Below are 22593 nucleotides of genomic sequence, written 5' to 3'. Positions count from 1 at the left end.
GCGGTCAGCGCAGTTGCGCGTCGGCCACCGCGAAGAGCAGCCCGTGCGGGTTCGCCTTGCCGGTGTCGCCGTGCGGCCAGCTCGTCCGGTCGAAGCTCACGCAGCGCCGGCCGGTGTGCTCGTCGCGGAACGCGCGGTCCTCGGTGAGCCGGCCCGCCGGGTCGACCAGCGCCATGCAGATCCGGGCGTCACCGTCGAGTCCGGTGGGCGCCACGAAGTAGTTCGAGGTGACCACCCGGGAGACCTGGTCGGTCTGGCGGAAGTGCTTCCCGCCCGCCACCGGCCGGAACGTGTCCATCGCGCCCCAGTGCGGCCCACCGAGTGTGGTGTCCACGATGGGCAGGGCGCTGACCAGCGCGGGACAGTCCGGCTCGGCGCCGCCGCGTACGGTCTCCGCGATCGTGTCGATGCGGCACGAGGTGCGGCTGCCGGCGGCCAGGAGCCGGCGGATGTCCAGCACGTACACCATGCCGGACTCGGCGTTGACGGCCGGTGAGTTGTTGCCGCCGAACATCACCGTGTGGAACAGGAAACGGTCGTCCGGGCTCACCATGAGCCAGCTGCCGCCGTCGGCCGCGCTGGTCGGGGTGTCACGCGGGTAGATCCGGCGGAAGGCGGTCGCGTCGTCGAACACCTGCCGCCAGGTCAGCTCCCGCTTGGTCATGTCCGGCGTGTAGTAGACCGCGCCCATCCCGGTGGCCACGAACGCTCCCTTGTGCCGGGGCTGGTGCGTCACCGCGGGCTCCATGGCCAGCAGACCCTCGCGGCTGTACTCGTCGTCGACCCGGGGCCCGTCGGGCAGGTAGGACAGGGAGAGCAGGCGGGGCCGGTTCCGGTCGCTGATGTCGTACGTGCGGACCGTGCGGCGCTGCAGGTTGGGGTCGGTGACCAGGCCGGCCACGACGTGCCGCACCTCGACGAAGTCGCTGGTGACCAGCCGGTTCAGGTCCTCGCGCAGCGCGATGCCGTGCGGGTTGGCGCAGGTCGGCACCGGCAGCGCGGGCTGGTTGGGGCAGGAGACCGGGTCCTCGGCGGTCTTCTTCGCCGCCGGCATCTCGGCCAGCACCCGGCCGTCGGCGCCGAGCCGGACCACCTCGCCGGGGGAGCCGGCGAAGCCGTTGCCGACGCGGGTCTGCCCGTCGGAGTAGGTGCAGGGCCCGGCGACGTCGGGCCCGCCCATGTACGACCCGTACGCGGTGCCGTCGCGCAGGACGGTGAACGCGTCCGGCACCGAGCCGCACGGGGTGTCGTGCGGCAGCGTCACGCCGCTGAGCGAGACCCGGGGCAGCCGGCTGACGTCGAAGACGTAGACGGTGTCGCTGAGCAGGCCGCCCGCGTACACCTTGTCGCCCTTTCGCCAGGTGTACTGCATGTGGTGCGGCTCGTTGCCGAAGACCGAGTCGACGGTGACGGTGTTCGCCACCCGGCCGTAGTCGGGGGAGCCGGGGGTGGCGTCCACGACGGCGAGGAAGTCGGGGTCGGGCTTGCCGTCGGGGCCGGGCGCGGCGTCACCGGTCCAGACCAGCAGCCACTGGCGGGCGGGCGCGCCCGGACGTTCGGCGGCCTGAGCCGTGCGGGTGAGGTGGTTGGTGATCCGGTACGGCTGGCCGTCGCTGCCGGTCACCGTCGAGGTGACCCGTCGCACGGACGCCCCGGCCGCGGCCGGGGGTGGCACCAGGCCGCTGCTGACGGCGACGAGCGCGATCACTCCGATGTGGGCGGCCCGCCGGAGCGGACCGCGCAGTTGTGGACGGGGCATGGACGTCCTCCTGGTCACGTGCGGGATTGAGGCCGGAACATGCCAGGCGTCGCGGTCGAGGGGGACGGAGAAGTGCCGGGGAGCGGCGCCCGCGGCAGCGAGCCTACTATCCGAATTGCAACTGTCAATTGACGGGAAGTCGACTGCAGGGAGATCCACTGCGCGCAATTTCCATCGATTGCCGGAGGTGCCGCGGCGGTCGACAGTGGCCGATGTCGGGGCAGGTCAGCTCGGTCCTGAGCGCTTGCCGGGAAAGGCTGTTCGCGCGCCCCGCAGGGTTGGTGCCAAGTCCGCGGCGACGGCGTCGCGGCGCGGGTGATTCCGTCCGTTCGGGCCAGTGGCCGGGAGCCGCCTGTACCGACGTCGGTTGACGAACGTGTAGCTAGCTGATGGGGCGGCGACTAGGATGCGGGGTGGTGATGCCGGGGTGAGGCGCCGCGGCGACGACGCTCCCGGGGAGGTCCGCCGCCATGACCGTCGGAGTCTGGAACTACCTGGCCGAGTACGAGAGCGAGCGGGAGGACGTCCTCGGCGCGGTGGACCAGGTCTTCTCCTCCGGCCGGCTGGTGCTCGGTGAGAGCGTGCGCGGCTTCGAGCGGGAGTTCGCCGCCTACCACGGCGTGCCGCACTGCGTCGGGGTGGCCAACGGCACCGACGCCATCTCGCTGGCCCTCTGGGCGCTGGGCGTACGCCCCGGCGACGAGGTGGTCACCGTCGCCAACACGGCCGCGCCGACCGTGCTCGCCATCGACGCGGTGGGCGCGGTGCCGGTCTTCGTCGACGTGGACGAGGCGACCTGCCTGATGCGCGTCGACCGGGTCGCCGACGTGATCACGCCGCGTACCCGGGTGCTGCTCCCGGTGCACCTCTACGGGCAGTGCGTCGAGATGGCGCCGCTGCGGGCGCTCGCCGCCGCGCACGGCCTCGCGGTGCTGGAGGACTGCGCGCAGGCGCACGGCGCGCGCCACCACGGCCGCGTGGCCGGGTCGCTCGGTGACGCCGCCGCCTTCTCCTTCTATCCGACCAAGGTGCTCGGCGCGTACGGCGACGGCGGCGCGACGATCACCGCCGACCCGGACGTGGAGCGGCGCCTGCGCCGGCTGCGGTACTACGGGATGGAGGACCGCTACTACGTCGAGGAGACGCCCGGCCGCAACAGCCGCCTGGACGAGGTGCAGGCGGAGATCCTGCGCCGCAAGCTGCGGCGGCTGGACCGCTACGTCGCCGCCCGCCGCGCGATCGCCCGCCGCTACGACGAGGGGCTCGCCGGCACCGGCCTGGGCCTGCCGGTCACCGCGCCCGGCAACGAGCACGTCTACTACCTCTACGTGGTGCGGCACCCGCGGCGCGACGAGATCCTGGCGGCGCTGCGCCGCCACGGCATCGAGCTGAACGTCAGCTACCGCTGGCCGGTGCACACGATGCGCGGCTTCGCCCACCTCGGCTACTCCGAGGGGTCACTGCCGGTCACCGAGCGGCTGGCCGGGGAGATCTTCTCGCTGCCGATGTACCCGTCGCTGGACGAGGGTGTCCAGGCCCGGGTGATCGACGCGCTGCGCGCGATCCTGCGGGCCTGGTGACGCTCCGAAGCGGGCACCGCAAGAATTGAGAATCATATAGCAAACTGCGCTCGCGCGGATCTACCATCTCGGCATGGAGCCTTCCACGTTCAGCACCCCGGTCGGCGACTTCGCCGACCTCCGTGACGACTTCCTGCGGCTCACCACCGAGATCGGCTGGTGCACCGTAGCCACTGTGGACGGACGCGACCGGCCGCGCAGCCGGATCATGCACGTCTCCTGGGAGGTCGGCGACGCCGGCCCGACCGGCTGGGTCAGCACCTCCCGCACCCCGGTCAAGACCGCCCACCTGGCCCGCAACCCGTACGTCTCGTGCAGCTACTGGACACCCGCGCACGACGCCGTCTTCGTCGACTGCCGCGCCACCTGGCTGGAGCCGGGCGACACCAAACGCCACGTCTGGGACCTGGTCGCCGCCGAGGCGACCCAGCGCGGCTTCGACCCGTACGCGGTCTGGCCCGACGGCCCCGCCGACGCCGGCTTCGAGGTGCTCCAGTTCGACCCCTGGCGGGTCCAGATCACCCTTCAGGACCTGGCCAACGGCCAGACCATCGGCTCGTCGCGGGTCTGGCACGCCGCCGGGCGGCCCGCGTCCACCGGCGCGCTGCTCTCCCGCTGATCCCGACCGGGCCGCCGCCGCACGACGGACCGGCCCGTCACCGCCGACGCGGCGAGCCGCGCGGCCCGACACCGAGGGAACGCACCATGACCACCACCCTGCGCACACCCGCGTCGGCGCCCGGCCGCCTGCCCGTGCTCGGGCACGGCCTGCAGATGAAACGACGACCCGCCGAGTTCCTGCTCGAACTCCAGTCCGGCGAGCCGGTCGTCACCATCGCGCTCGGCAAGCGCCCGGCGTACGTGGTGAACGACCCGACCCTGATGCGGGAGCTGCTGCGCGACGGCGACACCTTCGTCCGGGGCGGGCCGATGACCGAGCGCTTCCGGTCCATGTTCGGCAACGGCCTGGGCATCTCCGAGGGCGAGTTCCACCGCCGGCAGCGGGCGCTGATCCAGCCCGCCTTCCACCGCAACAAGGTCATCCACTACACCGAGCTGATGAGCCGGACGGTCGCCGGCAAGCTCGACTCCTGGCGCGACGGCCAGCGCCTCGCGGTCGAGAAGGAGATGGACGAGCTGGCCCTCACCAACGTCGTCGAGGTCGTCTTCGCCGGTGACCGAAGCCTGGACCGCGCCCGGTTCATGGCCGCGACCACCACCGTCCTGGGCGGACTGTTCCGCCGGATCACCGACGTGACGGGCGTGCTGACCCGCCTGCCCACCCAGGCCAACCGCGACTACGACACCGCGGCCGAATACCTGCGGGCGACCATCCGCCGGGTCATCGCCGAGTACCGCGCGGCCGGCACCGACCACGGCGACCTGCTGTCGATGATGCTCTTCGCCCGCGACGAGGACGGCCGGCCCGCGATGAGCGACGAGCAGGTCCACGACGAGGTGATGACGTTCTTCATCGCCGGCAGCAACACCATCGCCAACACGCTCTGCTGGGCGCTGCACCACGTCGGCGCGGACCCCGAGGTGCAGCGGCGGCTGCACGCCGAGGTCGACCGGGTGCTCGACGGACGGGCCGCCGGCTACGCCGACGTGCCGGCGCTGGAGTACACCCGCCAGGTGCTCTCCGAGACGCTGCGGCTGCGCACCCAGGGCCTGTTCAACAACCGGGTCACCGCCCGAGACGCCGAGCTGGGCGGCTACCTGATCCCGGCCGGCTCGGACGTGCTCTACAGCTTCCACGCCGTGCACCACAACCCGCGCATCTACCCCGAGCCCGAGCTCTTCGACCCGGACCGGTGGCTGCCGGAACGGGCCCGGACGCTGCCCCGCGGCGCGTTCATGCCGTTCGCCACCGGCGTGCACGGCTGCATCGGCGACCAGTTCGCCTGGACCGAGATGATCGTCTCGCTGGCCAGCATCGCCGCCCGCTGGCGGCTGGAGCCGGTGCCCGGCCACGAGCCGAAGCCCGTGCCGGCCATGACCATGCCCGTCGACGCGCTGCCGATGACCGCGCGCCGCCGTACCCGCTGAACGACCGACGCCCGGCCACCGGCCCACACGGACCGGCGGCCGGGCGTCCGGCCGCTCAGAGCTCCCCGGCGATCACGTTGCCCGGCGCGTCCGGGTCGGCGCTGAGGTAGAACTCGTGCGCCGCCCGGCCGTACTCCTCGCTGGTGAGGTAGCCGTCCCGGTCGGTGTCGAGCCGGTCGAAGATCCGTTGCGTGTCCTCCGAGCGCATGCCGCTCTTGCTCTGCGCCGCGAACATCTCCGCGTGGTTGATGCGCCCGTCCCGGTCCGCGTCGGCCACGTCGAACACGGCCAGGCTGAACGGCACCGCCGCGTTCGTCACGAACTCCGGGAACTCCGGCTTGTCGGCCCACGCCACCCACTCGGCGACCGTCACCCGCTTCTCGCCGTCGGGCCCGTCGCTGCCGCGCATCCCGCGCCACATCCGGGCCGCCGCGCCGTGGATCCGCCGCCAGCCCGGCGAGTACGGCGCCACGCCGTACGTGTCGCACCAGATCTGGGCCATCGCGGTGATGTCCAGCCCGTCGATGACGCCGTCCCCGTCGGCGTCGTACGAGGCGAAGACCTTCTCCAGCTTGCGGCGTTGCAGTTCGGTGGTCATCTCGGTCCTTTCGTAGCGATGGATGGGGGTCAGGCCGGGGCGACCGCGCGGACGGTGAGCGCGGTCGAGGTCAGGTCGACCAGTCCGTCCGGGCCGGCGCGTCCCTCGGCGGCGGCGGCCACCTCCGCCCAGAGCGCGTCCCGCCCGGCCGGATCGAGCGCCTCGACCCGGCGGCGTACCGGTGGCGGCGCCACCGCCCGGGTGAACCGCGCGTACTCGGCCGGGTCGTGGAACCGGAACGGGACCGGGTACTCCTCGACTGTCACGTCCCGCAGGCCGGCGTCGGTCAGCCCGGCCGCCAGCGCCTCCGGATCGCACAGGCGGTACGGGCCGGGGGCGTCCGGTGGCCCGGACGGCAGGTCCAGCCGGCGCGCGAGCACGCCGTACCCGAGCGACATCAGCGGCACCCGCGGCGGTGGCGCCCACACCGCCGCGGCGAGCACGCCGCCCGGGACGAGCAGCCGGGCGATCCGGCCGAACGCGGCGCCGGGGTCGACGGCGAACATCAGGCCGAGCCGGCTGAGCACCACGTCGAACGCGTGCGGCGGCAGCTCCACCGTCTCCAGGTCGGCGACGAGGAAGTTGACGTTGCGCCGGCCCTCGGCCCGGCGGCGGGCCACGGCGAGCATGGCGGGGGAGAGGTCGACGCCGGTGACCGTGCCGGCCGGGCCGACGATGTCGGCGGCGCTGAGCGCCGGCTCCCCCGGACCGGTCGCGACGTCCAGGACGCGGTGCCCCGGCCGTACGCCACCCAGGGCCAGCAGCCGCGCGGTGAGCGCCGCGCCGCCCCGCTCGAAGGTCTCCCACTCGCGGGTCCAGCCGTCGCTGACGGCGTCCCAGGTCCGCCGCTGTTCGGCCTTCACCGCGGCGGCATCTGTCGATACGGACATCGCTTTCCCTCCTGTGGTCCGTCAGGTCACCCGCCCGGCCGGGCCGGTTCGCGGTCGGCAGGCCGGTCGCCGGCGTCCTCCGGCTCCCGCAGCACCCAGGCCCGCCGTCGCCCGCCCGGCCCCGGACCGGCCGACGAGGGCGTGCCGCCGGCGGGCCGGTCACGCCGTCCCCGCGCCATCAGCACGAGCAGGACCGCTCCGGTGACCACCGGCGCCAGCAGCAGGGCCAGGCCGGCCGCTCCGCCCGTACCCCCGTGGTGGCCGCCCCCGGCGGACCCGTCCGGCGGCGCGGTGGCCGGCGGGGACGCGGCCGGGGCGGCCCGCGGCGGCGCGCCGAGCCCGGCGGCGACGGTGAACGGGACCACGCCGGTGGCGGTCTGCCCGGTGGCGAGCTGGGCGTGGTAGCCGACCCGGTAGCGCCCGTCACCCATGACCGTCACCGGCACCTCGACGCCGTTGTCGCGGTAGCGCGGCGCGCCCGTCGCGCCGAACGCGCCGCCCGGGCCGATCAACCAGACATGGGTCCGCTCGGCGTCGAGCGGGCCGTTGAAGGTGAGCGTCACCGCCGCCGGGGCCGTGGTCAGCCGGGCGCCGGCCGGCGGGTCGGTGGTCACCAACCGCGCCGGCCGCAGCTGCGCGGCCAGGGTCAGCCCGGCCAGGCCGAGCGCGAGCAGCGTGAGTAGTCCCGCCGCCAGCCACCTCAGCCCCGGCCCGCGCCTCACCGGACTTCGGCCACCCGGCGGCAACTGCACCGCATCCGGGCCAGTTCGTCGGCGAGCGGCGTGCGGTGCAGGTACATCGCCACCACCATCGGCAGGAACACCACCGCGTTGTAGAACAGGTGCAGCTCCACCCGGGGCGCCACCAGTTGCAGCAGGCTCGTCGGCACCGGCTGCCCGGCCAGGTTGCTGCCGGTCAGCGACTGCACCAGCAGCAGCAGGTGCTCCAGGTGGTGCCACACCTGGATCAGCAGCGCCGCCATCCACCAGGTCCGGGCGCGGCCGACGAAGCCGCCGCGCAGCAGCCAGAAACCGGCGAGCATGACCAGCGCGTACCCGTAGTGCAGCCACTCGCTCTCCACCAGCCACGGGAACGGCATGCCGAGTACGCCCCGGGCCTCCGGCCGGGACCAGCCGAACACCCAGATCTGCGCGGCCTGCACCAGGTGCTCGGCCCAGTGGGCGATGACGACGACGAGGAAGATCTGCAGGGCAGCCCGGTGCCGGCTGCCGTTCAGATCGAGCCCCGAAGCGCCGGCGTCGCGCTTGTCCGACAGGGTCACTGCGCCTCCTTCAGGAGCGGTTGGACGTGCCGGCGGCCGGCGGCCGGGTGGGAGTTCCCGTACCTGTCGAACCGGCCTCGCCGGAAGATCAGGGCGTCGCTGTCGGCAGCCGTGCGCGCGGCCACCAGCCGGCCCACCACGATCACGTGGTCGCCGCCGTCGTGGCAGCGCCACGGCCGGCACTCCAGCCAGGCCAGCGCCCCGTGCAGCAGCGGCGCGCCGGTCCGCTCGCCCGGCGACCAGCCGACAGTGGCGAACTGCGCGCGTCCGGGCCGCCGGCGCCGGTCGGCGAAGTGCCGGGCCAGGCGCTCCTGCCCCCCGGCCAGGACGGAGATGCCGAACCCGTCCGCGTCGGACAGACAGGCGGACATCAGGCTGTCCCGGCTCACGCAGAGCAGCACCAGCGGCGGGTCCAGCGAGACCGAGGTGAACGAGTTCGCCGTCATCCCGTGCGGCAGCGGACCACCGACCGTCAGCACCGTCACGCCGGTGACGAACTCGCCGAGCACCGTACGCAGCGCGGCGGTGGCCGGCGGCGCGTCCACGGCGCGCTCAGGCACGGCCGGCCACCCCCTCGGCCGCCCGGTACGGCGCCAGCGCCCGCACCAGCGGCGTCGGCACGCGGGTCGGCACCACCTGCCCGGCGACCTCCCGCATGCAGGCGATCCGCTGGTGCCCCCGGGCCACCGGGACCAGCCCGCCCGGGCCGTCGCGCAGGTAGTCGAAGGCCAGGCCGAGCTGCGTCTGGGTCAGCTCGGTCAGGCTCATCCGGATGCGCAGCTCGTCGAACGCGTCGAGCTCGGCGAGGTACTCGCAGTCCACCCGCAGCGTGAACAGCTTCAACCCGGCGCGCAGGTCGTCGACCACCGCCGGGGCGTGCTCACGCAGGAACATCTCCCGGCAGCGGCCCTGCCAGCGCAGGTAGTTGACGTAGTAGACGTTGCCGACGAGGTTCGTCTCCTCGAACCCGACCACGTGGCGGTACTCGTACCAGGCGGACATGTCACACCCCCGTCGCGGTGAGGACGGCGACGACCACCGGCTGTGGCTCGCCGGTCAGACGGACCGGGCCGGTGGCCACCGTGACCCGGCCGCTGCGCACCAGCACCCACTCGCCGTCGCCGCCGGCCACCGTGAGCGGGGCGTCCACCGGCAGCCCCGCCTTGACCAGGCACTCCTTGGCGCACCAGACCCGGGTGGCGGCGACGTCGGCGTCCTCGCCGAGGTCGGCGGCGATCTGCCCGGCCAGCCCGGCGTGCCGGCCGAGCAGGTCGGCCCACACCTCGGCGGGCCGGGGCCGGACCACCTCCAGGTCGCAGGCGAGCGGCCCGGCGCCGGCCACCAGCAGGCTGGCGACCTCGCTGTGGGCGGCGGAGACGTGCCGGCCGTTGACCTCCTCGGGCCGCCCGTCCGGCCGGTACCGCAGCCGTACCGGCCGTCCCACGGCCCGTCCGACGGCGACGGCGGTGACCTCCCGTCGTGCTCCGCCGGTCCGGTCCGGACGCGGTTCCACCACCACCGCCAGGTCGGCGTCGAGCAGCCGGCCCAGCCGCCGCTCCAGCGCCGGTCCGAGCAGCGCCGGCGGCCACGGCAGGGCGGCCGGGCGGTGGCGCACCGCGCGCAGGCGCAGACCGAGCCAGCGTTCCACCACCGTCCCGGCCGCGCCGAGGACCGTCACGTCGTACCGGTAGGTGTCGTCGCGGTGCTCCCGCTCCACCGCCACGAAGCGGACCTGCTCGGTGGCGGCGAGCTTCGGCCCGGCCGGCTCCACCCGGTCCACGGCGATCGGCAGCAGCGTCGCGTCCGGCACGCAGACCTGGATGCCGTGCAGGAAGGCGTCCCGCGCGCCCGCGTCGCCGAGCAGCAGCCGCTGCGGCAGGAACGCGTGGAACCAGCGCAGGTCCTCGGTGGTGGCGACGTCCGCCTCGGCCCGCCGGGACGCGACCCGGTGGTAGCGCACCAGCCGGCGGAACCGGTCGCCCTGGAAGAGCAGGTCACCGTAGAGGTCCCGGCCCGGCTCCAGTGGCACCGGCGGCAGCCCTCCGGTCACGCCCGGCGCCTCCCGGTCGCCCTCGTCCGGCTCGAAGCGGACGGTGCCCCGGAAGTGGTCGGCCGCGAAGCCCGTCTCGTCGCTGCGGATCGCCACCTCCACCACGCCCGCCTCGGCCTGCACCGCGGCGATCCGGACGGTGACGCGCCCGCCGCGGGCCACCACCACGGGCCGGGGGAAGCTGACGCCGGTCAGCACGGGCACGCCGGTGGCGCCGGCGAGCGCGGTGGCCACCTGCGCCATCGCCTCCATGCCGAGCACCGCGGGCAGCAGGAGGTTGCCGTCCAGGTCGTGCTCGGCGAGGTACGGGTCGCTCTCGGCCGACAGGTCCGCCTCGACCACCAGCTCCACGCCGTCGTACTGCACCAGCGGACGTTCCAGGAAGCGCAGCAGCGGCAGCTCCCGCCGCTCGTGCCGCAGCGTGTCCAGCCCGTCGGTGCGGCCGGTGACCACCACCGAGGCGGGCAGCCGGGGCAGCGCCAGCACCTGGCGCAGCAGCCGGACGCCCTCGTCCGGCGGGATGGGGGTGATGCCGGCGCGCAGCAGCGACTCGACGGCGGAGAGCCGTTCACCCATGCCGACGCCGGACCAGACCGACCATTCCAGACAGACCGCGCGGCATCCGGTGAAGCGCCGGCCGGCCTCGGCGGTCAGCCGGGCCAGCCAGTCGTTGGCCAGCGCGTAGTGCGCCTCCCCGGGCAGGCCGCCGCGCCCGATCACGCTGCCGAACGTCACCAGCAGCCGCAGCTCGTCCGGCTCGACCGCGGTGAGGACGTGCGCCAGGCCGTCCACCTTCGGCGCCAGCGTGGCGCGCAGGGTGTCCGGGTCCAGCGCGCCGAGGGCGGCCGGCCGGTTGACCCCGGCGCCGTGCAGGACCCCGGCGACCGGGCCCAGGTGCGCGCGTACCTGCGCCACCGCGGCGCGTACCGCCTCCGGGTCGGTGACGTCGGCGCGCACGTACCGCAGGCGCACCCCCGCCTCCCGCATCCGGGTCAGGTTCGCGGCCAGCTCCGGGTCCGCGGCCGGGTCGGCCCGGCCGAGCAGGGCCAGCCGCGCCCCGGTGTCCCGGGCCAGGGCGAGCGCGCACTCGGCGGTGATGCCCTTCCCGCCGCCGGTCACCAGCAGGACGTCGTCCGGCCGCAGCGACGGACCGGCCGGACCCGGGCGTGCCGGGCCGGGCGGCGGCAGCGGCCGCAGCAGGGGGACCCGCCGCCGGCCGTCCGGGCCGAGGTGCGACTCGGCGTACCCGTCGGTGGCCGCCACCTCGCGCACCACCCGGTCCACCAGGTCGTCGGCCGGGGCCGCCTCGACCAGCGTCACGTGCAGACCCGAGCCCTCCAGCCGGGCAGTACGGGCCAGCCCGGCGACGCCCCGGCCGTGCTGGACGACCACCAGGCGGCTGCCCGGCGGCTGGGCCACCGCCGCCTGGACGGCGCGCAACGCGAGGTCCAGGTCCACCTCCTCGCCCGGGCAGAGCAGCACGCCGCCGCCGACGCCCGCACCGGCGAGCGCGTCGCGCAGCGTCTCCGCGTACGGGTGCCCGGCCGGCGCGTACCACTGCCAGGCACCCGGGCCGCCGGGGCCGGCGCCGGCCGGCTCCACCGGTTCCTCGACCAGCTCGACTGTGAAACCGCGCACCCACGGCGCGACGCCGTCCACCTGCCGGTCGGCGGGCGGGGCGGCCGGGTCCAGTTCCCGCAGCGCGTCGGCGATCTCCCGCAGCGTGGCGGTGGCGAAGTTCGTCGGCGCCTGCACCGCGGGCAGGCCCAGTTCCCGGGCGGCCTCGTTCACCAGCTGACCCACGGCGATCGAGCTGAGGTGCAGACCGTCGAGGAGCCGGGTGTCCGCGCCGACGCTCTCGGGCGGCAGCTCCGCGCGGGACGCGGCCAGCCGGCGCAGCACCGCCAGCGGGTCGGCCGCCGGTCCGCCTCCGGCCGGGGCCGTCTCGTCGGCGGTCACCGGCCCGCCCGCGGCCTGCGGGGTGGCCCCGGTCGGGGACGCCGCCGCCACGGCCACGGCGGGCGCGGCCTCGCACGGGTTGGCGAAGAAGCGCCGCCGCGCGGCCAGGTCGAGCGGACGGATCGGACGGTCGCTGACCAGCGCGGCGTGGTCCACGGGCGCGCCCAGAGTCCAGAGCGCGCCGACAGTGCCGAGGAAGCCGGCGAGCGTCGGCGCGTCCGTGCCGGTGGCGAACACCGGCACGTCGACCAGGTCCCGGGCCATCCGGGCGAGCACCTGGCCGGGACCGACCTCGACCAGCGCGTCCACCCGCCGGCCGGCCTCGGTGACCGCCGCGGCGAAGCGCACCGGCTCGGTGATCTGCCGGCGCAGCAGCGCCGCCAGGTCGGTGCCGGAGGTCAGCTCCGCGCCGGTGACTGTGGAGACCACCGGCCGGCGCGGCGGGGCCAGGCGGACCCCTTCCAGCCAGTCGCCGAACTCGCGGGCGGCCGACGCCATCAGCGGGGAGTGGAACGCGTGCGAGACGGCCAGGTCCGCCCAGTGCACACCGGCGTCGGTGGCCCGCTCGCACACCCGCCGGACCGCGTCGGACGGGCCGGCGACCACCGTCTGCCGCGGCCCGTTGTAGCCGGCCACCACCACCGGTTCGGCGCCGATCAGCCGGGTGGTGGCGGTGTCGTCGGCGGCGATGCCGGCCATCGTGCCCGGTTCCCGGCAGCCGGCCATGACCGCGCCGCGCGCCGCGGCGATCCGCAGCAGCGCCTCCGCGTCGACGGTGCCGGCCCAGTGCAGCGCGGTGATCTCGCCGAGGCTGTGCCCGACCGCCACCCGCGCCTCGACGCCCAGTTCGGTGAGCACCCGCAGGCCGGCTAGGGAACCCGCGGCGATGCGCGGCTGGGCCACCTCGGTGGCCACCGGGTCCGCGTCGGCCGGCAGCGCCGCCAGGCGGTGCACCTCGGCGGCGGCCGGGAAACGCCGGGCCAGCGCGCCTCCGTCGACGCCGCGGCCGGAGCCCTGGCCGGGGAAGAGGAACCCGAGCCGGGCCGGGCGCAGCGTGCGCCGCAACGCCAGCCCGTCGGCGAACAACTCCTCCTCGCCCCGGTCGAGCGCCGCCAGGGCACGTTCGAACCGGTCCACCGCCTCGGCGGGGGAGGCGGCGACCACCGCCAGCCGCATCGGCCGGCCGCGTACCTCGCCGGCCAGAGCGCCGGCCAGGTCGGTCAGCTCGCCGTACGACAGCCGGGCCAGCGGATCCAGCAGCGCGGCCACCCGTTCCCGCAGCGCCACCGGGTCGGCCGCGTCGAGCAGCAGCAGCTCGGCGTCCTGGGTGTGCCGGGCCAGCCGCAGCTGCTGCCGCCGGACACGTTCCGGCACGGCGGACGGGCCGGCCTCCAGCACCAGGTGGGTGTTGATCCCGCCGAAGCCCATCGCGGTGACCCCGGCGCGCAGCGGCGCCCCGTCCGGCCACGGCTCGGCCACCGGCGCGGCGCGCAGCGTACGGTCCGCGGCGGTCAGCTCCGCGCGGGGACGGGCGCACCCGGCGGTGGGCGGGACGATGGCGTGCCGCAACGCCATGGTCGCCTTGATCAGCCCGGCCACCCCGGCGGCGGCCTTGGTGTGCCCGATGAGCGCCTTGATGGAGCCGATGGCGGCCGGATCGGTGGCCCCGGCGTCGCGCCGGGCGGCGGAGAGGGCACGCAGCTCGGTGGCGTCGCCGACGGCGGTGCCGGTGCCGTGCCCCTCGAAGAGCGGGACCGTGCCGATGCCGAAGCCGGCCCGCTGGTACGCCCGGTCCAGCGCCAGCCGGTAGCCCTGCGCCTCCGGCCGGGTCATCCCGCCGCGCCCGTCGGAGGAGACGCCCCAGCCGGCGATCGTCGCGTGCACGACGCGCCCCTGCGCCACCGCGTCGTCGTGGCGCATCAGCACGACCATGCCGCAGCCCTCGCCCGGCCAGAAGCCCTGCGACCGCTCGTCGTACACCCGCATCTCGTCGCGGGCGAGCGCGCCGGCCTTGGCGAAGCCGACCATCTCGAACGGGTCGATGGACAGGTCCACCCCGCCCGCCACCGCCACGTCGACCTCGCCGTCGGCCAGGGCGCGCGCGGCGGTGACCACGGACAGCAGGCTGGAGGCGCAGGCGGCGTCCACCGTCCAGCCGCCGCCGCCGAGGTCGAAGTGGTTGCAGATCCGCCCGGCGATGGTGTTGGAGAGACCACCGGCGAGCGTGTCCTCGTCGATCGGCGGGAACGGGCTCTTGTACCGCTCCTCGGTCACCGCCAGGAACTCCGCGATCCGCCGGTCGGGCCACCCCTGCTCCTGCAGCCCGGCGGCCAGCACCCGGCGCACGTACGGCCAGCGCAGCCGCAGCACGTTGGCGCGGGAGAACTCGCCGGTGAGGGTGTTGCCGACCACCACGGCGGTTCGGTCCCGGGGCAGCCCGGCGCCGTCCGGCCAGCCGGCGTCGGCGAGCGCCTCGCCGGCCACGTCCAGCGCCAGCCAGTGGGTGAGGTCGGTGGAGCGGTAGGTGCTGCCGGCGATCCGGTGCCGGATCCGGTCGAACGTGTACCCCTCGATGACGGCGGCGTGCCGGTTGTAGAAACGGTCCGGGGTGGCCGGGTCGGCGTCCCAGTAGTCCTCCAGGCTCATCCGCTCCGGCGGCAGCCGGCGGAACGCGCGGCGTCCGCTGAGGGCGTTGCGCCACAGGTCGGCCACCGAATCGGCTTCCGGGTAGCGGCAGCTCATGCCGACGACCGCGATTCTGCTCATGTCGTCACTCCTGGGGTTGTGCGATTCGCGGATCAGGCGGGCACGGGCCGCTTGCCGTTGTCCGCGGAGACGGGACCGGCGGTGGCCGGTGTCCCGGGCGTTGCGGGCGAGACGGGTTGGTCCTGCTCGCGGCGCCGCTGCTCGCGGCGTGAGGCGTGCAGCGACCAGAGGAAGGTGCCGCGGACCAGGCAGACGATCGCGGTGGCGAAGAAGAGCCCGTACGTCACCGAGGCGCCGGTCAGCACGCCGTACACCAGCGCCACGCCGCCACCGAACGCGAACTGGGCGGCGGGCCGGCTCGGCGTGGTGCCCGGATCGGTGATCATGTAGTTGGTGAACAGGACGAACGCGGTACCGGTCATGGTGGCCAGCGCGGCCACGATCGACGTGTCCAGCACCAGGCCCCGGACCACCGACTGCACCACGAAGATCGACAGCCAGCCGGCGATCAGCCACATCCGGCGGGTGAGCTTCGCGTTGAGCATCGTGCCCAGGACGAGGATCACGGCCACGATCGCCCAGTCGGCGGGGCCGGAGAGGTTCTCGGTGAAGTGGTACGGCGGCGCGATGGAGACCCACGGGAACAGCAGCAGCACGATCGCGATGCCGAAGTTCGACGGGTTCATGAAGTGCCGCAGCCGCCCGTTGACCGGCGCCCGCAGCAGCCACTTGCCGCTGATCGCCACCAGCACGCCGAAGAGCATCACCAGCACCCGGTCGTTCGTGTAGAGCAGCATGTTCACCGCCAGCGCGGTGATGTGCGCGGGGAAGAGGAACTCGACCAGGTTGCGCACGCCGCCGGCGTACCGGGGGGCGCGGCCCTCACCCCGGGCGCCCACCGCCTCCAGCAGCAGCTCGGCGGCGTACGCGGTGAGCACGGCGTACACCGGCCAGAGCGCGGGCTGCTCGAAGCCGAGGACCGTGTAGCCGAGGATGTTGAGGACGGTGATCGAGATCGCGAAGCGGCGCAGCGCTGTCACTCGCGGGTCGCGTGGCTTCGTCATGAACTCGCCTCCTGTGCCTGGGTGCCGAGGGTGAGCGCGTGCCGGCCGGGGGTGAGCGTCACCGTCTGCGCGCGTGGCGCGCCGGTGCGGTCCCGCCAGGCCAGGTCGACCTGGACCGGCCCGGTGACGTCGCCGAGGCCGATGTGCACCTCGAAGCTGCGCCGGCCGGAGTGGCCGCTGCCGCCGTCGACCCGGCCGCGCAGCACACGGCCGTCCGGGGTGCGGACGGTGACGTCCGCGCCGATCACCGGGGAGCCGGTGGCGGCGTCGCCGGCCGGCGGCCGGTTCAGCTTCAGGGACAGCTGCGATCCGGTGCCGGGGCTGTCGTTGCGGTAGAACACCGGCGCGTCCCACTGCCGGGCCACCGCCATGTCCAGCCGGCCGTCGCCGTCGGCGTCGCCGAGCGCGATGCCCCGGGTCGGGATGGGCACCGCCAGGCCGAGCTGGCCGGCGATGTCGGCGTAGGCGCCGCCGGGCATCCGGGCGTGCAGGCGCAGCGGCTGCCCGCCGGCGATGTCGTCGCCCTGCCGGACCCGTGGCCACGCCGAGGTGTGCTCCAGCAGCGTGTCGTTGGCGGTGGCCAGCTCCTGCAGCTGCGCCCACCGGTTCACCTCGCCCTTGACGAAGCCGCTGGTCTGCACGATGTCGGGCCGGCCGCTGTTGGTCAGGTCGGCGATCTTGACGTCCCAGCTCCAGCCGCTCCAGGCGAGGTTGAGCGGGGCGCTGCGGTCGACGAACGGCGCCCGCCCGTCGGCGAGCCGCTGCCGCAGGTCGTCGGTGTCCCGGGCCTGGTTGACGAAGGCGAAGTTGCTCTCCTGGATGCCGAACGAGGTGGTGATGTTGCCGACGTACATGTCGTAGAGGCCGTCGCCGTCCAGGTCGCCGACGTCCACGCCCATGCCCTTGAAGGAGTCGTGCCCGAGGATCTTCGACTTGGGCACGGTGAGCCGGCTGCCCTCGCCCTCGACCAGGGCCAGCCGCACCCGGCCCGGTGTGGAGCGGTTGTGCAGCAGCCGGTCGGGGCCGAAGTCGTTCGCCACGTACAGCTCGGGCAGCAGGTCGCCGTCGAGGTCGGTGGCGGTCGACGCGAGTGCCCAGCCACGGGAGACGTCGTCGTCGAAGAGGTCCGGCACGTCGGCGAAGGTGACGCTGTCGGCGGTCGCGCCGGTCCAGCGCAGGACATGGTCGCGCCCGCCGTTGTACGCGGCCGACATGGACCTGTTCATCGCCACGCCGCCGCTGACCGTGTGGTCGAGCACCGGGCCGTCGGGGAAGTAGTTGCCGACGAACACGTCCTCGTGACCGTCGCCGTCGAAGTCCGCCACGCTCACCGTGTTGGTGTTCCACCGCGGCCCGGTGTAGCCGCCGTCGGCGGCGGCGGGCCGGGGGACCAGCTCGACCGGCTGGAACGCCGCCGCGGACAGACCGGTGGCGTCCGGGCGGGCCAGGAAGATCACCGGTGTCCGGCCCCACCAGTAGACCAGCAGGTCGGTGCGGCCGTCCTCGTTGAAATCGCCGGGCGCGCAGCCCATCGGCGCCATGTGCGGCCCCATCGGCAGCGGCGCCGGGTCGAGCACGAACGGCTGGTACCGCTCCTGGCGCGCCCCGGGCGTCGGCGTGACCACCACCCGGTCGATCCGCGGGTCGGTGACGCAGAGGTCGTTGGCCAGGCCGTCGCCGTCGATGTCGTTCATGGCGACCCCGGCGCCCACCGACGAGATCCACGCGTCGATGTGCGTGTACTCCTTGTTGACCCGGCGGATGCTCTGCTGCGGCAGACCACCCGGGATCGCGATGGACAGCGGCGTGAACCGGTAGCCCGCGGCCACCCGTCGCCGTTCCTCGTCGGTAGCAGTGGCCGGCTCGGCGATCAGGAACAGGCCGACGATCAGCAGCAGGGCGGTCAGCCCGGCGAGATGACGTCGGCCCCAACCCAGGATCATGGACACCCGGTCAGCACCTCCCCAGCAGTACGAGATGGTCGGCGATCCGCTGACGCCACACCGCGAAGGCGGGCAGCGACGCCGAGTCGGTCAGATCGGTCAGGGCGGCATCGGTGATCGCGGCGGCCTGCTCGATGCTGGTGACGCAGAACGCGCCGACCGCGACAGCGGTGTGCGTCGGCACGTGTCCGGCCCGCATCCGGGCCTTGGCCGCGAACGCGGCGCCCTGGCCGAGCGCCGCCCGGTGCTCGCCGGCCGCCTCGCGCAGCGTTCGCAGTTCCGTCAGATCGGCGCCACCGGCGTAGCTGGCGGCCAGGCCGACCCCGCTCCACAGGTCGGAGTGCCGGTCGGCGGGGAACCGGTGGAGCAGCCGGACCAGTTCGGCCGGGTCGGCGCCGGCGACGAACCACAGCGCCCGGCCGATGCCCTGGTCCACCGCGTGCGGCGCGTAGTGCCGCAGCTCCGCCGGCCAGATGTGCGCCGGGTCGCGGTGCCGTGCGTGGACGTACCGGCCGGTGTGGAAGTAGGCCTGGTGGAAGCCGTAGCCGTCGAGGGCGAGCCAGCGCAGCAGCGGGTCGGGCGGGAGGATCGCCGGCCGGCGCCAGCGGGGCAGCCGGGCCATGGCCCAGCCGGCGCCCACGTGGGCCATGTAGACGTGCGCGTCGCCGCGCCCGGCCAGGAACCGCGCCATGCCCCGGCCGCCGCCGGGGCGGAGGCCGTCCATCAGGGCGTACGCCATCGCGGCGCCCTCGTAGGCGAAGCCGCGCAGCGGCGCCGGCCGGCTTTCCAGCAGTTCCTCGGCGGCCCGGGGCTCCGGCGCCCCGGCGGCGTCACCGAAACCGCCGATGAAACTCTGCCCGGCGCTTTCCAGGGCCTGCCGCGCGGCGTCGTTCTTGACATGGAAGCCGCGTGTGTCAAACAACGCCTCGCGCTTATCCGGCGTCAGGATTCGTTGTCGCAGTGCCAACAATATTCGGGCCATGGCAAGTCCAATTCGCCGTGGGTGTACGCGTGCGGATCCTGCTCGCCTGCAGAGAAGTTCTTCGATTGGCGTGCCCGCTCTGGCCAATACTCGCGGAACGCCTCGGCGACTGTCTTCTCGCAGGTTGCTGTGTTGCCTCAGGTGACCGTCGGCACCGCTTCGGCGGGCGCGCGGAGCCGGGTGCGCGCAAGCCTGGAAGTGGGTCCCGCACCGGCTCCGGCCAGCACGTATCGCCTGCCGCCGAGGGCGCCCGAGCGGCCCGCGTGCGGCAAATCAAGACTCGTTCAAGAGCCGCACAGCACTATTGGTCACGGTTTCCGGGTAGCGATGGAGGGGCCATGGGGCAGTTTTCAGGTGCCGACTGCAAGGAACATGACGGCCGGTCGGCCGCCATTGTCCGGGTGATTGAGCACATGAAAAGAGAGCTCGGCAGGCCGTTGCCGCTGGAAACGCTGGCGCGCCTTGCCCCGTTCAGCCCCTTCTATTTCCATCGCGTGTTCAAGCAGGCCACCTCGATGACACCGGCACGTTTCCTGGCCGCCCTGCGGATGGCCGAGGCGCGACGGCTGCTGCTGCGTTCCTCGCTCACCGTCACGGCGATCAGCGCCCAGGTCGGGTACTCCAGCGTCGGCACGTTCACCACCCAGTTCCGGCGCTGGGTGAGTCTGCCCCCGGAGCGGTTCCGCCAGCTCGCCCGGCAGTTGGCGGGCGTGTCGGTGGCGGCGCTGCTGCCGGTGATCCGCAGCCGCGCGATAGTCGCCGGCCAGGGCCCCCGGGCGCTGATGCACCTCGACACCGTGGACCTGCCGGGGCTGCTGCTCGCCGCGGTGGCGCCCCACGACGGGGGGCGCAACGAATGGTGGACGGCCGCGCCGCGTCCACTGCCGGCCGCGCTGCCCGCCACCGTGCCGCCGGGCGAGCACCGCGCCCGGGTCCTGCTGCTGCGCCCGGACCGGGACGCCACCTCGGCGCTCGTCGACGGCGCGCCGGACAGCTTCCTGATCGGCGACGCGGACCTGCGGATACCGGCCGAGACGGGCAGCGCCCAGCGCATCACCGTCGCGCGGGCCACGCTCACGGTGCCGGTGCGGCAGGTGCGGGTCACCGATCCGCCGTTGCTCTCCGCCACGCCGCTGCGCTGGCTGCTGGGCGTGTCGCAGGCCGGCTGGCGGGGGCGGACGCCGGTGATGGCCGAGCGGCGCGCGCTCCGAACCGCCTGATGGCCGTGCCGGCCCCGAAGATCGAGCTGCACGTCCACTTCGAAGGGACGGTACGGCCGGAGACGCTCCTGGTCATCGCCCGCCGTAACGGTCAGCGGCTGCCCGCGGAGACGGTCGAGGGTCTGCGTCAGCTCTACGAGTTCACCGACTTCGACCACTTCGTCCGCACCTGGGTGTTGACCACCAACTGCCTGCGTACGGCCGACGACTTCCGGCGCATCGTGGTGGCGTACGCCGCCGAGGCGGCCACGCACGGCGCTGTCTACCTGGAGGGCATCTTCTCGCCGGCCGAGCGGGTGCGCCGGGGCGTCGGCTGGGCGGACATCTTCGAGGGGTACGCCGACGGCGCGGCCGAGGCGTACGAGCGGCACGGCGTACGGGTGCTGTTGACGCCCGACGTGGACCGCGAGCTGGCGCCGGCCGACGCCGAGGAGTGCGCCCGCCAGGCCGTGCGGTACCGGGACCGGGGCGTGGTCGGGTTCGGTCTGGGCGGGCCGGAGCTGGCCGCGCCGGCGAAGGCGTTCGCCCGGGCGGTGGCGATCGCCCGCGACGGCGGTCTGGCGTTCGTCCCGCACGGCGGCGAGGCGGGCGGGCCGGATTCGGTACGCGACCTGCTGGAGCTGGCTCCGGCCCGGATCCGTCACGGCATCCGGGCCGCCGAGGACGACGACCTGCTCGCCGAGCTGCGGGACCGGGGTGTGGTGCTGGACGTGTGCCCCACGTCGAACCTGCGGACCCGGGTGGTGGAGTCCGAGGCCGCGCATCCGTTGCCCCGCCTCGTCGCCGCCGGTCTGCGCTGCTCGGTCGGGACCGACGACCCGGCGATGTTCGGTACCGATCTGGGCCGTGAGCACGAGTTGGCGGCGCGTCTCGGGCTCGGGCCCGAGCGGGCGTACGCCGCCGGGGTGGCCGGGGCGCTCTGCGACGACGCGACGCGTGATCATCTGGTGGCGGTGGGCCGGCGGGCCTACGGCTGACCCGTCGGCACCGGCTTGCCGGCCCGGAAGACGAGTGTGGACGTGTCGGTGTCGTCGGGGTCGCCTTCGCAGTCCACGACGACGATCTGGCCGGGGGGCAGTTCGTTGAACAGGATCCGTTCGGACAGGTTGTCTTCGATGTCGCGTTGGATGGTGCGGCGTAGTGGCCGTGCGCCGAGGACGGGGTCGAAGCCCTTCTTCGCGAGGTACTTCTTGGCGTTGTCGGTCACCTCCAGGCCCATGTCCTTGTTGCGGAGCTGGGTTTCGATCCGGGCGATCATGATGTCGACGATCGAGAGGATCTCGTTCTGACGCAGCTGGTGGAAGACGATCGTGTCGTCGATCCGGTTGAGGAACTCGGGCCGGAAGTGCTGCTTGAGTTCGTCGTTGACCTTCTGCTTCATCCGGTCGTAGTTCGACTCGGAGTCCTCAGAGGCCTGGAAGCCGAGGGAGACGGCTTTGGCGACGTCGCGGGTGCCGAGGTTGGTGGTCAGGATGATGACCGTGTTCTTGAAGTCCACGATCCGGCCCTGACCGTCGGTGAGACGCCCGTCCTCCAGGATCTGCAGGAGCGTGTTGAACACGTCCGGGTGGGCCTTCTCGATCTCGTCGAACAACACCACCGAGAACGGCCGGCGACGCACCTTCTCGGTCAGCTGCCCACCCTCGTCGTAGCCGACATACCCGGGAGGGGCACCGACGAGCCGGGACACCGTGTACCGGTCGTGGAACTCCGACATGTCCAGCTGGATCAGCGCGTCCTCGGACCCGAACAGGAACTCCGCCAGGGCCTTGGACAGCTCGGTCTTACCGACGCCGGACGGGCCGGCGAAGATGAACGACCCGGACGGCCGCTTCGGGTCCTTCAACCCGGCCCGGGTACGCCGGATCGCCTTCGAGACCGCCTTGACCGCGTCTTCCTGGCCGATGACGCGCTTGTGCAGCTCGTCTTCCATGCGCAGCAGCCGGGAGGTTTCCTCCTCGGTCAGCTTGTAGACCGGGATGCCGGTCCAGTTGCCGAGGACCTCGGCGATCTGCTCGTCGTCGACCTCGCTGACGACGTCCAGGTCACCGGCCTTCCACTCCTTCTCCCGCTGCGCCTTCTGGCCGAGCAGCTGCTTCTCGGTGTCGCGCAGCTGGGCGGCCCGCTCGAAGTCCTGCGCGTCGATCGCGGACTCCTTGTCGCGGCGCACCTGGGCGATGCGCTCGTCGAAGTCGCGCAGGTCCGGCGGCGCGGTCATCCGGCGGATCCGCATCCGGGCGCCCGCCTCGTCGATCAGGTCGATCGCCTTGTCCGGCAGGAACCGGTCGGAGATGTACCGGTCGGCGAGCGTCGCGGCGGCGACCAGGGCGGCGTCGGTGATGGAGACGCGGTGGTGGGCCTCGTAGCGGTCCCGCAGGCCCTTGAGGATCTCGATGGTGTGGGCCAGCGACGGCTCACCCACCTGGATCGGCTGGAAACGACGCTCCAGAGCGGCGTCCTTCTCCAGGTGCTTGCGGTACTCATCCAGCGTGGTGGCGCCGATGGTCTGCA

At 73.9% G+C, this 22593-nt stretch carries 17 protein-coding genes; 5 read left to right on the top strand and 12 right to left on the bottom strand.

From position 1 onward, the window contains the following. Positions 1–4: 4 nt before the first annotated feature. Positions 5–1759, bottom strand: a complete 1755-nt coding sequence (locus tag A8711_RS08305) for a hypothetical protein (protein WP_199744081.1) — start codon at positions 1757–1759, stop codon at positions 5–7. Between the two features lie 470 nt (positions 1760–2229). Between A8711_RS08305 and A8711_RS08300 the strand changes: the two genes are divergently transcribed. The 3 genes from A8711_RS08300 to A8711_RS08290 all read left to right on the top strand — a co-directional run bounded on the left by A8711_RS08300 (position 2230) and on the right by A8711_RS08290 (position 5388). Continuing rightward, positions 2230–3339, top strand: a complete 1110-nt coding sequence (locus A8711_RS08300; protein WP_043325277.1) for a DegT/DnrJ/EryC1/StrS aminotransferase family protein — start codon at positions 2230–2232, stop codon at positions 3337–3339. Between the two features lie 73 nt (positions 3340–3412). Next, entirely contained in the window at positions 3413–3958 is a 546-nt protein-coding gene (locus A8711_RS08295) for a pyridoxamine 5'-phosphate oxidase family protein (protein ID WP_030503323.1), read from the top strand. 86 nt (positions 3959–4044) lie between these two features. Beyond that, positions 4045–5388, top strand: coding sequence for a cytochrome P450 (locus tag A8711_RS08290; protein ID WP_043325274.1), 1344 nt, complete (start codon positions 4045–4047; stop codon positions 5386–5388). A 55-nt stretch (positions 5389–5443) separates the two neighbouring features. Here the strand turns inward: A8711_RS08290 and A8711_RS08285 are convergent, their stop codons facing one another. Genes A8711_RS08285 through A8711_RS08240 form a run of 10 tightly spaced genes read right to left on the bottom strand, consistent with a single transcriptional unit; the run spans position 5444 to position 18862 of the window. Further along, positions 5444–5986: an EF-hand domain-containing protein gene (locus tag A8711_RS08285; protein WP_030503321.1), complete on the bottom strand. Its 543-nt coding sequence runs from the start codon at positions 5984–5986 to the stop codon at positions 5444–5446. 29 nt (positions 5987–6015) lie between these two features. Continuing rightward, positions 6016–6876, bottom strand: coding sequence for a class I SAM-dependent methyltransferase (locus A8711_RS08280; RefSeq protein WP_043325273.1), 861 nt, complete (start codon positions 6874–6876; stop codon positions 6016–6018). Between the two features lie 26 nt (positions 6877–6902). Beyond that, positions 6903–7598: a copper resistance CopC family protein gene (locus A8711_RS08275; RefSeq protein WP_069087874.1), complete on the bottom strand. Its 696-nt coding sequence runs from the start codon at positions 7596–7598 to the stop codon at positions 6903–6905. After that, positions 7595–8158, bottom strand: a complete 564-nt coding sequence (locus A8711_RS08270) for a hypothetical protein (protein ID WP_051611104.1) — start codon at positions 8156–8158, stop codon at positions 7595–7597. Before A8711_RS08270 ends, A8711_RS08275 begins: the two co-directional genes overlap by 4 nt. Beyond that, positions 8155–8718 (bottom strand): flavin reductase family protein, encoded by a 564-nt coding sequence (locus tag A8711_RS08265; RefSeq protein ID WP_233514703.1) that lies wholly within the window; start codon positions 8716–8718, stop codon positions 8155–8157. The genes A8711_RS08270 and A8711_RS08265 overlap by 4 nt, the downstream gene beginning before the upstream one ends. Continuing rightward, positions 8711–9160 carry a thioesterase family protein gene (locus tag A8711_RS08260; RefSeq protein ID WP_030503316.1) on the bottom strand — a complete coding sequence of 150 codons (450 nt, stop codon included), beginning with the start codon at positions 9158–9160 and terminating at the stop codon, positions 8711–8713. The genes A8711_RS08265 and A8711_RS08260 overlap by 8 nt, the downstream gene beginning before the upstream one ends. A gap of 1 nt (position 9161) precedes the next feature. Next, positions 9162–14933 (bottom strand): SDR family NAD(P)-dependent oxidoreductase, encoded by a 5772-nt coding sequence (locus A8711_RS08255; RefSeq protein WP_069087872.1) that lies wholly within the window; start codon positions 14931–14933, stop codon positions 9162–9164. Between the two features lie 32 nt (positions 14934–14965). Further along, positions 14966–15937, bottom strand: coding sequence for a hypothetical protein (locus tag A8711_RS08250; protein ID WP_043325264.1), 972 nt, complete (start codon positions 15935–15937; stop codon positions 14966–14968). Next, complete coding sequence (locus A8711_RS08245) at positions 15934–17886, bottom strand: CRTAC1 family protein (protein WP_043325262.1); 1953 nt, start codon at positions 17884–17886, stop codon at positions 15934–15936. The genes A8711_RS08250 and A8711_RS08245 overlap by 4 nt, the downstream gene beginning before the upstream one ends. A gap of 4 nt (positions 17887–17890) precedes the next feature. After that, positions 17891–18862 (bottom strand): DUF1702 family protein, encoded by a 972-nt coding sequence (locus A8711_RS08240; RefSeq protein ID WP_064447377.1) that lies wholly within the window; start codon positions 18860–18862, stop codon positions 17891–17893. A gap of 413 nt (positions 18863–19275) precedes the next feature. Here A8711_RS08240 and A8711_RS08235 point away from each other — a divergent pair, with 413 nt between their 5' ends. After that, positions 19276–20082: an AraC family transcriptional regulator gene (locus tag A8711_RS08235; protein ID WP_223201160.1), complete on the top strand. Its 807-nt coding sequence runs from the start codon at positions 19276–19278 to the stop codon at positions 20080–20082. Continuing rightward, a complete protein-coding gene (add, locus tag A8711_RS08230; protein ID WP_176722771.1) occupies positions 20082–21059 on the top strand; it encodes an adenosine deaminase in 978 nt (325 codons plus the stop codon). The genes A8711_RS08235 and add overlap by 1 nt, the downstream gene beginning before the upstream one ends. Here the strand turns inward: add and A8711_RS08225 are convergent. Further along, the coding region (locus A8711_RS08225; protein WP_069087871.1) for an AAA family ATPase at positions 21050–22593 on the bottom strand (1544 nt) is incomplete at its 5' end. The genes add and A8711_RS08225 overlap by 10 nt on opposite strands.

Origin of the sequence: Micromonospora sp. II (assembly GCF_001709195.1) — a bacterium.
GTDB classification, from domain to species: domain Bacteria; phylum Actinomycetota; class Actinomycetes; order Mycobacteriales; family Micromonosporaceae; genus Micromonospora; species Micromonospora chalcea.
Note: the sequence above shows the minus strand (reverse complement) of the source record. Positions and strands in the feature narration are given on the sequence as shown.